Source organism: Flavobacterium sp. WV_118_3, assembly GCF_039778605.1.
GTDB lineage: Bacteria > Bacteroidota > Bacteroidia > Flavobacteriales > Flavobacteriaceae > Flavobacterium.
Genome location: NZ_CP156060.1, coordinates 1,360,771 through 1,376,255, shown reverse-complemented (window position 1 = coordinate 1,376,255; position 15,485 = coordinate 1,360,771). Strand labels below are relative to the sequence as shown.

The following is a 15,485-nucleotide window of genomic DNA, read 5'->3' as shown; positions in this document are numbered from 1 at the left end:
GAGCTATTAAATGTCAACAAATTTTAAAAAGTATAAACTCATAAGTCTATTTCTTTTGATTTTCCTTATAATCTCCTGCAATCAACAAAATAAAGAAAGTAAGGTTAAAGAAGTAAAAAACTATGATGAAAAAGGAAAATTAATTGTTTATAGCGAAAACGTATATTGCGATCTGTGGTCTAAAAACAAAAATTTGGATGTTACGGTTATTGACACCTTTTGCATCAATCAAAAAGCGCGCGCCATTCGGGATATTAAAAATGGAAAATTGATCTATTTTGATTTTCATCCGCAGGAATTGGACAAAATGGCCAAAATATTATGCAATTATGGAATTGAAACGCAAGAACAACTAAGAAGAGATGTCAAAATTGGCGGTTTTGAGCCGTATTGTTATGAATACGAAATGCATCGGGAAATAAGTCGAAAATATGGTGCAAAATTTATTGATTCCATTTTTAGAGTCGCACAAAAAGAATACATATTGGAAAACCCAAATGAAGCATATATTGAAGACGGAATTGATTTACGGGGAAAATACCTGAAAAAGAAATAATTAAAGCAGATTTTAAATTATAAAATTTTGAAAAAGGAAACAAAGTATCTTTTTAGAGTCATTTCGATAAATCTGCTAATTGCCATTTTGATTATGCTAATTTTAATTGATTTTGATTTTACAGCATTACTAAAATTTTTCATCGATTTTTTACTTAATTTCTTAATTGGAATTACGGGATTATATGCTACAGGCTATCTAATAGGTCAGAATTTGTATCAATTAAAAAGGAATAAATATACTATTGCACATGGAGTTCTTTCCATTTTTGTGGTTCTATTTTTTGGCATCATATTAGGCTCTACCGTAGGATTTATTCAGGAAGTCCTTCTTGATGGTGGAGAGTACTTTTTGAAAGAGGAACTATTTGATTATTTTGCCAAACCATTGCTTTTAATTTTTCTATTTGGATTTTTTCCGACCTTAATTAGTGGCATTTTGTTAGGGATCAGGCTAAGAAAAAATTTATAATTCAATCAATAAATATAAAACCAAAACAGGCTATCCATTATGGACAGCCTGTTTTGATAGTTAAACCCGACAGGTTTTCAAAACCTGTCGGGTTTGTTATTTAAAATTATTTAATTACGATTTTCTGAACTTCTTTACGTTCACCATCCTGAACGGTTACAAGATAGATTCCGGTTTGAGCATTGCGTAACTCCAGATTTTGGTTAAATAAACCGGTATTCTGGAACGATTGGTTAAAGATTTCTCTTCCGCGGATATCGTGTACGTTTACTTTGATCTCATTTGCAGAAGCCGATTTAAACGTGATGTTAAAATTACCGTTGTTTGGATTCGGGAAGATCGCGAAATCCTGTAAGCCAAAACTTTCCGTACCTAACACAGCGGTTTGGTAACATACTTCAACAGCCCATGAGTTTAAATTTCCGGTATCACCCTGGAAATAATCGTTGATCAATAATTGCCAGTTACCATTTGAAGGTTTACCGTTTAAAGCAGTCAACGGTTGGTTTGGTGCAAAAGTACCACTGGTGATTGGAGCTGTACAAACAATGTTTGGCGATCCATCGTTAAAATTAATATTAAATCCATCCTGATCATTACAGATACGGCTTGCTAAAATAACTTCCGTTCCATCAGGGTGTTTTAATCGGGTGATCAAGTCACGGATCCATTGGTGGGTAACGTTTACGTTTACATTCACATCTGTAAGGGTTTGTGCTGCCGTAATATTCAGGTTTGATGTTAATGTCGGACCTGCTGTAGATGTATTCGGATTTGGTCCGTCCGGAATAGCGCTAACGGTATTGTTTGTAAACGTCTCACAAGAGTTTGTAATCGTATAGCCAACAGCAATATTTTTAGACAAAGCGTAGAAAATATTTCCAACCGCTTCAACCATAATACGACAATAAGGCGCTGCAGTATTCGGAACCGTGATTACTTCCGATCCATCGTTAGGGGTATTAGCTACCAATGTTGTAAAAGTAGCACCGTTATCCATTGATATTTTAATGTTCACATTTGCGGTATTGATTCCGTTTGCGGTTGTACCGGCTACATCCCAGGTAACGGTTTGTGATGAACCTCTTTCCCAGGAAACGTTAGCCGTTGCAGGCGATGTAATGCGGAACGGTCCTGTATTAGCAAACGTTACGGTCATATCGCCACGTCCGGTCTGCCCTCCATTAGGAGCGCGGTTATCGCGAACGGTTAAGGCAAAATTCATCGTACGCGCTACATTCGGAACGACTTCCCATGTTGGGGTAAGGTTTCCGGCTAAAACATCTTCGAAACGCGGCATATAGCGGTTTGGCGATGTTGATGGTGGTAACGATCGGAAATTTGGTCCGGTAGTAGCTGTAGCAGTTGGCGGTTGTGTTGATACCTGATTATTGGTTTGTTCCCAACCATAAGTAAGGGATTCTCCGGCAGTATCGGTAGCGCTTCCTTTTAAGATAAAAGCAGTTCCGTAAGGGATTGTGTAGTTCGCACCGGCATTAACCACTGGAGCAGCATTACCGTTATTGGTTGTAACAGCACAGCTACCACCGGCGTTTACAAATGTTTGCATCTGAGCAATACTTACTGCATGAAAATGCGCGTCGGAATGTTCCTGTACGTTAGGTGCGCAAATTCCGGCATATCCCATGATTGTACTGGCGCTTCCCGGTTCTACAGCAGTGGCATCGGTACGGTTACAAGCATTATTTTGCGTATGGGTTGCACCATATTGATGTCCCATTTCGTGTGCTACATAATCGATATCAAACGGATCTCCAACCGGGTTTGGCTGACCGGTGATTCCTCTGGCTTTTGTAGACGAACAAGGCGAGTTTAACTGCGCAATCCCTGAATCGGTAGTACAAACCCCGTGACCGATATCGTAGTTAGCCGCGCCGATAGCAGCATCAACAATTGGCTGGATTTCGTTGATCATTTGTGGTGAATTGGTAAAATTATCACTGTCAATATATATGATCAAATCATTATTAGCAACGATATTCATATGGAGTGACATGTCTCTTTCATAAAGACCATTTACACGCGTCATCGTTACGTTCATCGCGGCTAAAACCGCTGCTTTTTTCTGAGCTGTTGTACCACCACTTAAACCGGCTGCATTTACATGATAGGCTGCATATTCGATTGTACAAGCCATCGCCAAACGGTACACGCGGTATTTGCCATCGCTGGCCATCGCCGTCTCAGGACTGTTGATCAATCTTCCGGAAACAGCTTCATGATCGTCCTGTACCATACACGAAAAAGCACGTGTAGGCTGTAAGTCTTTTTTACTATATATAATGTAGTTTTTTAAATCCTTGGTAAATGGATCGATATAAGACGTTCCTGTTTTACCGGATAATGTCATCGTGTGTAATCCAAAAAGAGTTACACTGAAATTGATCGTTGCAGTCGGATCTTCGATACCTTTTCCAATATAGGATTTGATACCGGGATATTTTGCAGCCAATTCGGCTTCCATAACCGGAGATTCGTAAATCTGATAATTTTCCATTTTCCCATTCGGAGCAGGGAAGGAGAGAATCAGGTTCGAAGTGGCATTAGATCGCATCGGAGCCGTTTCCAGCTTTGCTTTTAGAGCCGGTAGATCAAGTGAAAACAATTGGAAATTTTGCGGTTGCGATGCCCTTTCCACTTTTTCATACATCTTTAGTCGCTCAGGACTGGCCTTTGTCCATAATGAACTTTGGCCATAAGCAGACGCGAACAGACAGAAACTGGCCGCGACGTAAAGTAGCTTTTTTTTCATTTAGTTTAATTTTTACGGGTGTTATTTAGTTATTTGTCATAAAAATACATTTTTAAATTTAATTTATTTATTAAAATAGTTGTTTTTAATTAAAAAAACAGAATTATTAGTAAAAAAATAATAGAATATGAAAGTATTAAAAAAAACAGAATAATTATTGTAACAACAATATTTGTGATAAAAATTTAAAAGGATAATGAGTTCATAATACTGTAAAAAAAGGTCGGTAACGATTCGAAATAGAGAAAGCAAAAGTAATTTTATGTCGATTAATGATCATAACTAATCACTAAATCACGCGCTATCCTCATGAAAACGACATTATTTATTTTATGCTATCTAAGCAGTATTCCTTTTTTCTGTCAAGTAGGAGTCAATACAGTTGTCCCAAAAAGTAGTTTAGATATCGTTGGTAAATTAGGAATTATGGATATTGATGGGTTGCTCGCACCAAGACTAACGCTTGATCAACTTACTTTAAAAGGTGATGCCTTATACCAATCCGATCAGGATGGTACGATTATATATATTACAGATAGTACCGGAGGCAACACTTCAGGACAAAGAAAAAATATAAATTTTCCGGGTTATTATTATTTTGACAATAACCGGAATAGTTGGCAAAAAATGATGATCAAAAGTGATGCTTCGATAAAAACGATTCGAATAATCAATACGTTATCGGATAATACTGTTGGACCAGACGATGAAGTTATCTTAGTAACCACTGTTACCGTTGGTAGTATTAATTTCCCGACCACAAATCCAATTGGAAAAACCTATATCATCCGGTATGATGGTACATCCAATACTACATTAGTTTTTAATAATTTAAGTTATCTTCCCGATTCCTGGGTCGGAATTAACGCTAGTAGTAGTAGTGTTTATAAAAATACTGTAAAGGCAAGAAGCAGTGTTACAATACTCTACACAGGTAGTATTTGGATTCAGATTGGAGGAGCAGATCAGCAGTAAAAAAGCAATATTTAAAGAACCATTTTTGTATAGATCATCATTTTTTTATGACCTAATTTGCCTTTGTTTTTACAACCATCCTGTTTTTCCGAATCGTCGTAAAAATCCCTAAAACAATAACCAATATTGACTTCTATACGTTTTGATCATTAATAAACAACAACTATAATTAAAACGATTTTTATTTTAATAGTACACTTCAGGGACATTCAAAACACAATAAACCCCATGATCAAAATAGGATCATAGGATTTATTGAATTGTGCTTATAATCGGTTATCGCCCATAAATCCACATGTATGCACCATGTGTTATCCCTTTATGAGTACCGTCATTAGTTGTAATACTCTGATTAATACAAGTATCAATCAATTTATGTCCGTCATCACTAGTAACAAAATTGGCAAAAATAAATCCGGACCGTTGCATATAATAAATGTTGCCATCGCCGGCAGTCGCATAAGGTTGTTGCAGGTGATTCTTTATATAATCGGCCGTAGGAGAGAGTACATAATCTGCCAATGCCTGATGTGAAACATAATGCGATGATCCTGAGGCATAAGTAATGCAAATATAATTTTGTAATGAATATTTTTGAGCACAATAAATACCATCATATATTTGGTTTAATTTCCATTGATATCCGCCTCCTGAAGTAACATATTCATTAACATTTCTGTGAACACGTTCATTGTTATGGTCTAAATAAGATCTTCCGTCTTTGTCATTAATTTCCATAACAAGAATTTTACTACGGATATTGCGAAGTCTTGTATCAGCTTTAAAATTATTAATAACTGTGGACTGGTCTATGAATTTTTTTAAAATTCTTTTATATTTATCATAAGGAGTACTAGTCGATTTATGAACATAAATAATAATAAACTCCGAAGGATTCCATGCGACAAATTCTTTTAGTTCATTAAGCGTATTGCTAAAGCGAATAGGACTATTATATTCACGTGGAGCCAACAATGAGTTATAATTTCCTTTCTTTACAATCGCTTGAATAGGGATATCATCATAGCTTAAATAAAAGTCATTTTCGCTAAGATTACCATCCGTTTTCAGTTCGAAATCAAACATTCTGACACCGGCTTCAAATTGTTGCTGAAGCCCGTGACGCTGTTTAACCAAACCATTTGTACTCGGGGTGACCAAAGAACCCTGACTACCCACTAAAGAAATATCTTTTAACCAAGCCTCATCCGTTAAGTGTTCCATCCATTTTTGTTTCTGAATGGAATTATTCATAAGCCTTTTATTCGTATTTGTCGTTTCGGCTGATGAAGTTTGATCAAGAAAGCTGTCACTTTCGCACGAAAAGAAGAAAGCTGTGAGCGCCAGGCAACACAAAGTTGATAACCTGTTGTTTTTTTTAAATAATAATTGTTTAAACATAATTTAAAATATTTGAATAAATGAATGACAAATAATAAAAAAAACGTTTAAAAGACCATTTAATAAAATCTTCCTGCTATTTTTCAGCGAATTTAAATACTGATTGTTAAATTTTTTTGAAATGAATGTTTAGTACATACGAAAGGCAAAAAAGTACCGTATAATTGATCCGGTAAAGATAGAATCCTTGTAATTCAGCGAATAGAGGTTAAAAAATAATCGATATAAATGATATCAGTAACCACACTATATATTAATAAGATCTTTTTTATTTTACATAATGTATATTATAGTTCAAATATACAATCATCGAAATTAAGAGCAGATGCAGTTGTTTCCATGTTTTACAGTATTTATAGAGAATTTGATATCGCTAAAGTTTGATTGGTATATTGCTAAAATTGTATTGTATCCTGCTTTACGCTTGATGGCAAAAAAATCTCGTATTTTAAATTGCTTTTGATCTTTTCTTTTTTAAGCCATTTATACGGCAAATAATCGGAGCTTAATTTTATTCAAAATTCCGGAAAATATTTTTTTTGATTTCAGATATGTAATTATACGATCCGAATTGTTTCCATGATTTTAATTTTGATGCAGCTATTGCGGCGCGGATATTCGTTTGGGCAAAGAATTTCACCAATTGGATCTAGATCCATTTGCTCAGATTCTTTTAGCATTTATCATTATTAAATTTAAAAAAGTCATCCGACATACTTTTGATCGTTTATTTACCCCTCTAATGATTTCTATTTTACATAATGTAAAGATTCTCTGTTTCGAGTTGTACTTACTTATTTGTCTTTATAAAATTCTTCCCGTGGTATTTCGATTTCAATAACGATCTTTTTGTGATAGACGCTTACCCGTAGTTTATCACCACCTTTAAAACCGCATTCCCACAGCCACTTCCCTGTTAGCGTAAACTTTGGATTGTAATTTCCATAGTAATTTCTTTTGCTTAAAATATTACGACATACCGTAATCCGGCGTATACCTAATAATGTACCTTTGCTTTTCATGTTATTGTTTTTAGAAACATGAAGTACGCCAAATCCATTAGGATATTCAATTTCTATCAGGGATGTTTTATGGGTAAAATGGATAATTTAGGAATAAGATTTCCGACTATACAACGCATTATTTTAACAAAAATAGTATATTTGAGACTATGACACATACCGATACACCAAACAAGCGAATACACCAGGGACGTAACATTAAACGTTTCCGCGAAATGCTGGGCATCAAACAGGAAGCGCTGGCTTTTGAACTGGGCGACAACTGGAATCAGAAAAAAATATCACTACTCGAACAAACCGAAACCGTTGAAAAACAGGTTTTAGAACAAGTCGCCAAAATCCTAAATGTTCCGGCTCAGGCTATTGAAAGTTTTGATGTGGAGCAAGCGGTAAACATCATCACTAACACATTTAATACGCATGATCAATCTAATGGTATGAATGTCTACCCTACTTTTCATTTCAATCCTCTTGACAAAATGGTAGAACTTTACGAACGTATGCTTCAGCAACAACAGGAAATGATTGAGAAATTGGAGAGGTTGATTGAGAAGTAGATAAAATGACTGATGTACATTCAAAAGAGATAAGAAGTTTTAATATGAGTAGAATAAAAGGTAAGAATACAAAACCTGAACTACTCGTTAGAAAATACCTCTTTTCAGAAGGTTTTCGTTATCGTTTGCATGATAAAAAATTGCCGGGTAAACCTGATGTTATCTTGCCTAAGTATAAAACGGTAATATTTGTTAACGGATGCTTTTGGCATGGACATGAAGAATGTAAATTTTATGTTATTCCTAAAACAAGAACGGATTGGTGGTTGGCTAAAATTAATACGACTATTGCTAATGATGAGAAGGTAACAACGACATTACAAAATTTGGGATGGAGCGTAATTACAATCTGGGAATGTGAATTAAAAAAAGAGAAAGCTGAAAATACACTGTCAGAATTAATAAAAAAGATAATAAATTAGACAAAAAAGAGACTTAAGATACTTTTTCATATAAGTCACTTATAATTAGGTTTGTACTGTGATAATATTAAACAAAAAATAGAAGAACGAATGAAGTGATAGTCGAGAAAAAGCTCTCACAGGAAGAAGCTGTTACATATCATGGTGGTATGGAACGATCCTTTATGACTCACATTGAAAATAGACAAAGAAATATTTTTATAGAAATACATGAGAAAGTTTTTATTTACTTTAAAATTTATTTGTCTGATTTTTTAATTCCAATTTTAAAAAAAGTGCCTAAAAAATTAACATATATCGATCTCTTTGCTGGAGCCGGAGGCCTTTCTGAAGGTTTTATCAGAGCAGGATTTGAACCTATAGCTCATGTTGAAATGGATAAGGCAGCATGTCTTACATTAAAAACCCGGGTGGCTTATCATTATCTGAAATCTGAAAACAGATATGATGAATATATATCTTATCTTAAAGGTGAAATTTCCAGAGAAGAACTTTATAGTAAAATACCTGGTGATTTAAATCAATCGGTTATCAATCTACCAATTGGAGAAGATTATAATGATACTATCCATAAAGAAATAGAAGCTCAGTTAAAAAAGAAATCTGTTGATTTAATTATTGGCGGGCCTCCATGCCAAGCCTACTCTCTTGTTGGCCGTGCAAGATCTGCTGATAATATGAAAGGTGATAAAAGAAATTATCTTTATGTACAATATGCCGGATATCTCGAAAAATATCAACCAAAATTGTTTGTATTTGAAAATGTCTATGGTTTGTTATCAGCTGGTAATGGCGTATATCTTGAAAATATGAAAAAACTATTTTTAAAAAAGGGGTATAACATAAAAATATTCAAACTAGAAGCCAATAATTTTGGTGTATTACAAAATAGAAAAAGAATTATAATCATTGGTTGGAAAAAAAATCTGAATATAGAATTGCCCGATCTCGAAGCTATAAAATCATTAGCTGAATATAAAGTGTCATCTATATTGGAAGATTTGCCGGAAGTAAAGGCGGGCGAATCTTTAAGCCGTTATCTGACTTACAAAACAGAAACAAATAGCTATCTTGAAAACAGTTCTATCCGTAATGGAATAACAATTCTTACCCAACACACTGCCCGACCACATACAGAACAGGACAAGGAAATTTATCGTATTGCTGTTCAAAAATGGAACAACAAAAAAGAAAGACTAAACTATAATGATTTGCCTGAAAAACTGAAAACACACAAAAATCGTAGTTCGTTTTTTGACCGTTTTAAAGTTGTGGCTTCGGATAAGCATTTTTCTCAAACTGTTGTTGCTCATATAGCAAAAGACGGACATTATTATATACATCCTGATATTAAACAGAACCGCTCTCTCACAGTAAGAGAAGCAGCTCGTTTACAATCTTTTCCGGATGACTATTTCTTTGAAGGGATCAAAGACGGTCAGGCAAGAACACCTGCGTTTAAACAAATTGGCAATGCTGTACCGCCATTAATGGCTTATGCCATTGCATTAAAAATAAAAAACTTATTATGAGCGAAACTCTAACACTTAAATTTGATCCAAATACTATAGAACACTTAGGTATATCTCTATACTCAAAATTACCAAGTGTATTATCTGAACTTGTCTCAAATTCTTGGGATGCCGATGCAGACTCCATTACTATAGATTTTTACGATCAACCAAGTAAAAAAGAAATTATATATACTGACGATGGCATTGGAATGAGTTTTGACGAATTAAATGACAAATTTCTTTTAATTGGTCGCAATAGAAGAAAAGATCCTCATGAAAGAGTTACAAAGAAAATGAGACCCGTAATTGGTAAAAAAGGATTAGGGAAATTGTCTGTGTTTGGAATATGTGATGTTATTGAAATTGAATCAGTAAAAGATGGTAAAAAGAATCATTTTCAAATGAATTTGGCAGACATCAAATCAAGTGATGGTTCATACAATCCAACTTTATTATGTCCCAAAGATTCTTCAACCAGTAAGGCAAATGGAACGACTTTACATTTAAAATCAATAAGAAGAAAGTCTGGTTTTGATCTTCCGGAGCTAGCTGTAAGTTTATCTAAAAAATTTTTAATATTTGATGTACTTAGTCTTGAAATGCGGCTGAATAAAGGTGACATAACTAAAGTATCTAACGAGTTGAAATTTAGTTCTTTCGAAGAACAATTTAGATGGTCTTTTCCTAATGATTTGGACAAAGATTATGATAATTATAACAAAGTAAAAGGTTTTGTAATTACAACACTAACACCAATTAAGGATACTGAAATGTCAGGTATTTATCTGGTTTCTAGAGGAAAAATAGTTAATACAGCAAGTTTTTATGGATTAAGAGATAATGACCAGTTTCACTCATATGTAACTGGATATTTGGAAGTTGATTTTATTGATGACTTTGATGAAGACGTAATTTCAACTGATAGACATTCTCTTAATTGGGAAAATGATGATACTAAAGAGTTGCAAAAATATCTTCAGAATGTGATAAGAAAAATAGGAAATGAATGGAAGAAAAAAAGAGCAGAAGTAAAAAAAACTGACATAAAAACAGCAACTAGCTTGGATATTGACCAGTGGCAACAAAGCCTTCCTCAGTATGAACGAGAATTAAGTGAAAGAATTATCCATCCAATTCTAACTAATGCAAGGTTGGAAACAGATAAATCGAGTGAAATAATTAAAAATGTAATTGATAAATTTGAAAATAGTACTTTCAAAGAATATGCTGATAAAATATCAGGAATCTCCAATGAAGAACAACTCCCTGAGCTATTACATTTAATAGAGGATTGGAAAGCAATAGAATCAAAACAGTTTAGAGATATATCAGTTTCAAGAGTTGAAGTGATAAAGCAATTTGAAGAATATCTTGATAATGACACTAAAGAAGTGCCTACATTACATAATTTTTTAAAGAAATTTTCTTGGCTACTTGACCCTAGAATTTTGGAATTTAGAGACGAAGTAAAATATTCCCAATTATTGAAAGAAACTTATCCAGATGAGTCATTAACTGAAACTGACAGAAGAATTGATTTTCTATGTAGTAATGCTTTAGGAGAAATATTATATGTTATAGAAATTAAAAGAAGTAATTATAAAATTGATTTAAAAGCAATTGACCAAGCTTTTGATTATAGATCATTTTTGATGGAAAAATATGCATCGCAAACGGGTTTTTCTAAAGTAGTCTGTTTTGTAGTAGGAGGTTCAAAATCAGGAGAAAGAGTTTTTAAGGATAGGGAAAATTCGTATGCCAAAAATGGAGAAGTTTTTGTGAAAACTTATGTTGAATTACTAGAACAATCTAAAGAATATCACAAAGAATTTATCGAAACCTATGATTCATTTAAAACTTAAATAAAAGCCATATTTCTATGGAATCGCACTTTTTCCCATGCTCTAAAAATTAAATACCAAAGCTATTTAAGATAAGGCTCTGTAAATTATAGTTCAATTGTTAAATCAAGGAGTATATGTAAATATTGATCATTTTAGATTTAGCATTTTAGCACCATTATAATTGTACCTATTGAAAAAATATCCGATTTTGTTAGTAAAAAAAATATAAAACCTTATTTTTGCATACCTATAAAAAATGCAACCTAAAATTCAACTGATAGTACTGTGGAAAATCCAACTGCACAAAAATTAATTAATAAAATCCAACTTGACTTGTTCAAAACCGGATTTGATGCCGAGACATTAATTGGAGATTTAAAAAAATTACGCGAATTAGCTTTAGACGAGCAAAATCCTGTTCTGGTTAAAGCAATACGTTTAACGTACGAACATATTGAAGAAAACAACGCATTTTTAATTGCGATTCCGGACGATGAGCCACTGGAAGATTCAGAAGAAAACGAATCGGAAATCGTACGCCCGGAAGAAACCGATCTTGAAAGTTTGGAATATTTGATCTCCTTATTTACAGATCTGAAGAACAAAAACAATATCTCCGATTTAAGAGAATATAACAAAGCGTTTTTGGCATTCTAAAAATAGAATTCTATTTTACATACGATAAAACTGTACTTAAATTAGTACAGTTTTTTTTATATCTTTTAGTGAATTATTAACGAATTTTCTGCTTTTCTGTTATACATTTGGCGCAACAAAACCCGGACATTCGCCCGGTTTTTTTTAGAACTCATTATCAATTCTTTAATAACTAAATAATGTTGCGTTTCTTTAAAATCATCGCCTTTTTGGAAGGTATTTCCCTCCTACTCTTGCTATTTGTAGCCATGCCTTTAAAATACATGTACGACAAACCGGAAATGGTTCGTATGGTCGGAATGGCTCACGGATTATTGTTTATCGGTTATATCGTTTTGGCGAGCATGTTAAAAATGGAAGAAAACTGGTCGCTAAAAAAATACCTTATTGTTTGTGTGGCGTCGGTAATTCCGTTCGGGACGTTTTATGTTGAGAAAAAAATTCTGTAATTTTAAAATATGAAAATCTTTAATTGGGCATATAAAATTCTGAAAAACATGGATTTCAGTGATACCTGGGCTTCGTATCTGAACCTGGCAATTAACATTGTAGTCCTGATTGTAGTCGCTTACATTTTAGATTATATTTTTAAAAAAATACTGATTATCATATTGGCCATCGTAGCCGAAAAGACAAAATCGAGTTTCGACGATTTCCTGGTAGCCAATAAAACGGCCAAATATGTCGCCCACCTGGTTCCACTCTACTTTATCAGTAAAGTGGTGCCGGTAATTCTGAAAAATTTTGTCTACTGGGAAAGCTTTTTTGGAAAAAGTGTGAAAGTCTATATGGTTTTCCTGTCGCTGTGGATTATCCGAAGTATTTTTAATTCTCTAAAGGATTATTTAAAGGAGAAGCCTAAATTTAGCGACAAACCAATCGATAGTTATACGCAGGTGATCATGATCATTCTTTGGGTGTATGCGATCACCTATTTGGTTTTGATCCTGTTTGATACGAATTTCAAGACCTTATTAGGAACTTTCGGAGCCATTTCGGCGATTATCATTTTGATTTTTAAGGATACGATTTTAGGATTGGTGGCCAGTATACAGGTTACGGTAAACGATACCGTTCGAATTGGCGATTGGATTACAATTGATAAATTCGGAGCCGACGGTGATGTAATCGAAATCAACCTGGCGACGGTAAAAGTGAAAAACTTTGATAATACAACCACTACCGTACCGACCTATAGTCTGATTTCGGATTCGTTCCGGAACTGGCGTGGGATGCAAAACTCCAATGGGAGGCGTATCAAACGGCATATTCTGATCAAAGAAAACAGCGTTCGGTTTATTCATCCGAGTGAGATTGATCATTTTAAGAAGATTCAACTGATTACGTCTTATATTGAACACCGTCAATCGGATATCGAAAAATTCAATACGAATAATGGTATCAATAAAGAATTAGCCATTAACGGTCGGAATCTGACCAATCTGGGGTTATTCCGGAAATACCTCACCAGTTATCTGGAAAGTCATGCCGGAATTAATAAAGAAATGAACCTGATGGTTCGGCATTTACAACCTACGGATAAAGGGATTCCGATTGAAATTTATGCCTTTGTATCCGACAAACGCTGGATCAATTACGAACATATTATGGCCGATATTTTCGATCATATTATTGCTTCAGTAAATTATTTCGATCTGGAAATTTTTGAGTTGCCATCCAATAGCAATCGTAAAGACTATTCGGAGGAATAATCAACAAAAGATAAAAATGACAAGGGGTGCTTATGTACCCCTTTTTTAGGTTCAAAATGTACTTAAAAATAGCAATAATGATTCGTAAATAAGATAAAATGAAAAGTATTGTTTTAACAGCTAAATAAAATGTATATTTAGTATTTATAACAGTATCAGGATTAAAATGAAGAAATCCGTTTACATAATCTTATTGATTGTATCATTTCTGATAAGTATAATTGGCTTTTCGGATTTAAATGCAAATGATTTCCGATATCCGGATATAAAAGTGGTATTCGTTTTTTCAAATCTGAGTTTGTGTCTGGTATTTTTTGATCTGATTATCAAAAAAAATACCATTTCAAAAGAACAAAAGCTTTTATTTTATGCGGTGCCGGTCGTTTTATTGGAATATTTGGTGCTGATCAATCTGTTTTATTTCTATAAAACAATAGATGTTTTTTTAAATTACCTTGTGATCAATGGAATTGTGATTGCCCTCACCCTTTTTATAGTCTATTACACTATCATAATTCTAAAAAAACTACGCTCAAAAATCATTACGTAGGGTAAGTGTATTCCGACAGTACCCAAGACACTGCCGGAATTTATATGCTATTAGATAACTTCTACTTCTGTTTTGCCATGCGATGCCGGACGACCAAAACTGTCAAGATTTACCATCGTAATGGCGTCAACAGTAATAATGACATCTTTGGTCATTACATTGCGAACTTCACATTTCATAACGATAGAAGTCCGACCGAATTTTACCAAATCAATCCCAATTTCAATAATATCCCCTTGTCTGGCGGAACTCATAAAATTGATTTCCGACATAAATTTGGTAACGATCTTGTTGTTTTTCAATTGAATAATTGCAAATAGTGCCGCTTCCTCGTCAATCCAGGATAACAGTTTTCCTCCGAAAAGTGTACCATTTGCATTCAGGTCCTCTGGTTTAACCCATTTTCTTGTCTGATAAATCATGATATAAATTTTTGCAGTGCCAAAGTTACTATTTCTTGATGGTCAAATGCTAATTTGGGAAGCTCTTTTATTGGAAACCATGCGGCTTCTTTGGCATCATCGGCCGCAACAGCGACAGTATTTTCCGGAACCATTCCAAAATAAGCAACAGAAACCGTATGACTTCTAGGGTCACGAAATGGCTTTCCAAAGGCTCCGATTTGCTCCAAATGATCGGTTTTAATAGTAGTTTCTTCAAAAAGTTCTCGTATAGCGGCATCCATTAAGTCTTCATCCTGATCGACAAAACCTCCGGGTAAAGCCCAGTCATTTTTAAAGGGCTCGTTTGCCCGTTTAATTAAAAGAATGCTATAATCAGACCGTGTTTTTTTGACAATGACCGCATCAACTGTTAAAAAAATGTTAGATTTTCTCATAAAGTACGAATTATGTATCTCGAAATTTTCAGTATTTTTTTGTTATAAATATGCAAATTTAGTTCACTCCTGTGAAAAATTTTTTAGAAAATCAAACCTTTCTTTAAACATAAACAAGCCGGAAGCCTCAATTCTAAAGGCAAAGTTAGTAAATTGTTATGCTAGTCACGTCCGATTCTCATTATCTTTGCCC

The 15,485-nt window shown here is 34.0% G+C and carries 15 protein-coding genes; 10 read left to right on the top strand and 5 right to left on the bottom strand.

The annotated features are described in order from the left end of the window. The first annotated feature begins 55 nt into the window (after positions 1 to 55). Both ABFU83_RS06300 and ABFU83_RS06295 read left to right on the top strand, forming a co-directional pair. The gene (locus ABFU83_RS06300) at positions 56 to 556 is read left to right on the top strand and encodes a hypothetical protein (protein ID WP_347069655.1); all 501 of its coding nucleotides are present in this window, start codon (positions 56 to 58) and stop codon (positions 554 to 556) included. A gap of 27 nt (positions 557 to 583) precedes the next feature. After that, positions 584 to 1,027 (top strand): hypothetical protein, encoded by a 444-nt coding sequence (locus tag ABFU83_RS06295; RefSeq protein WP_347069654.1) that lies wholly within the window; start codon positions 584 to 586, stop codon positions 1,025 to 1,027. 106 nt (positions 1,028 to 1,133) lie between these two features. Here the strand turns inward: ABFU83_RS06295 and ABFU83_RS06290 are convergent, their stop codons facing one another. Next, positions 1,134 to 3,800 carry a reprolysin-like metallopeptidase gene (locus tag ABFU83_RS06290; RefSeq protein ID WP_347069652.1) on the bottom strand — a complete coding sequence of 889 codons (2,667 nt, stop codon included), beginning with the start codon at positions 3,798 to 3,800 and terminating at the stop codon, positions 1,134 to 1,136. Between the two features lie 309 nt (positions 3,801 to 4,109). On the opposite strand from ABFU83_RS06290, the gene ABFU83_RS06285 reads away from it, so the two are divergent. After that, positions 4,110 to 4,775 carry a hypothetical protein gene (locus ABFU83_RS06285; RefSeq protein WP_347069651.1) on the top strand — a complete coding sequence of 222 codons (666 nt, stop codon included), beginning with the start codon at positions 4,110 to 4,112 and terminating at the stop codon, positions 4,773 to 4,775. A 276-nt stretch (positions 4,776 to 5,051) separates the two neighbouring features. Here ABFU83_RS06285 and ABFU83_RS06280 read toward each other — a convergent pair whose 3' ends face one another. Further along, positions 5,052 to 6,176: a hypothetical protein gene (locus ABFU83_RS06280; RefSeq protein WP_347069650.1), complete on the bottom strand. Its 1,125-nt coding sequence runs from the start codon at positions 6,174 to 6,176 to the stop codon at positions 5,052 to 5,054. A gap of 794 nt (positions 6,177 to 6,970) precedes the next feature. Beyond that, positions 6,971 to 7,198: a SymE family type I addiction module toxin gene (locus ABFU83_RS06275; protein WP_347069648.1), complete on the bottom strand. Its 228-nt coding sequence runs from the start codon at positions 7,196 to 7,198 to the stop codon at positions 6,971 to 6,973. 149 nt (positions 7,199 to 7,347) lie between these two features. Between ABFU83_RS06275 and ABFU83_RS06270 the strand changes: the two genes are divergently transcribed. From ABFU83_RS06270 to ABFU83_RS06240, 7 genes are all read left to right on the top strand, one after another. Next, positions 7,348 to 7,755, top strand: a complete 408-nt coding sequence (locus ABFU83_RS06270) for a helix-turn-helix transcriptional regulator (RefSeq protein ID WP_347069647.1) — start codon at positions 7,348 to 7,350, stop codon at positions 7,753 to 7,755. Positions 7,756 to 7,799: 44 nt separating this feature from the next. Continuing rightward, positions 7,800 to 8,177 (top strand): very short patch repair endonuclease, encoded by a 378-nt coding sequence (locus ABFU83_RS06265; RefSeq protein WP_347069646.1) that lies wholly within the window; start codon positions 7,800 to 7,802, stop codon positions 8,175 to 8,177. Positions 8,178 to 8,272: 95 nt separating this feature from the next. After that, positions 8,273 to 9,709 carry a DNA cytosine methyltransferase gene (locus ABFU83_RS06260; RefSeq protein WP_347069644.1) on the top strand — a complete coding sequence of 479 codons (1,437 nt, stop codon included), beginning with the start codon at positions 8,273 to 8,275 and terminating at the stop codon, positions 9,707 to 9,709. Then, positions 9,706 to 11,553 carry an ATP-binding protein gene (locus ABFU83_RS06255; RefSeq protein ID WP_347069643.1) on the top strand — a complete coding sequence of 616 codons (1,848 nt, stop codon included), beginning with the start codon at positions 9,706 to 9,708 and terminating at the stop codon, positions 11,551 to 11,553. The genes ABFU83_RS06260 and ABFU83_RS06255 overlap by 4 nt, the downstream gene beginning before the upstream one ends. Before the next feature lie 267 nt (positions 11,554 to 11,820). Continuing rightward, a complete protein-coding gene (locus tag ABFU83_RS06250; RefSeq protein ID WP_347069642.1) occupies positions 11,821 to 12,192 on the top strand; it encodes a hypothetical protein in 372 nt (123 codons plus the stop codon). Between the two features lie 179 nt (positions 12,193 to 12,371). Next, on the top strand, positions 12,372 to 12,641 hold the full coding sequence (locus tag ABFU83_RS06245) for a DUF3817 domain-containing protein (RefSeq protein WP_136401480.1): 270 nt from the start codon (positions 12,372 to 12,374) through the stop codon (positions 12,639 to 12,641). A gap of 9 nt (positions 12,642 to 12,650) precedes the next feature. Beyond that, a complete protein-coding gene (locus ABFU83_RS06240; protein ID WP_347069640.1) occupies positions 12,651 to 13,904 on the top strand; it encodes a mechanosensitive ion channel domain-containing protein in 1,254 nt (417 codons plus the stop codon). 600 nt (positions 13,905 to 14,504) lie between these two features. Here the strand turns inward: ABFU83_RS06240 and ABFU83_RS06235 are convergent. Beyond that, positions 14,505 to 14,876, bottom strand: a complete 372-nt coding sequence (locus ABFU83_RS06235) for a hotdog domain-containing protein (RefSeq protein WP_347069639.1) — start codon at positions 14,874 to 14,876, stop codon at positions 14,505 to 14,507. Next, a complete protein-coding gene (locus ABFU83_RS06230) occupies positions 14,873 to 15,292 on the bottom strand; it encodes an NUDIX hydrolase (RefSeq protein WP_347069638.1) in 420 nt (139 codons plus the stop codon). Before ABFU83_RS06230 ends, ABFU83_RS06235 begins: the two co-directional genes overlap by 4 nt. Positions 15,293 to 15,485 lie beyond the last annotated feature (193 nt).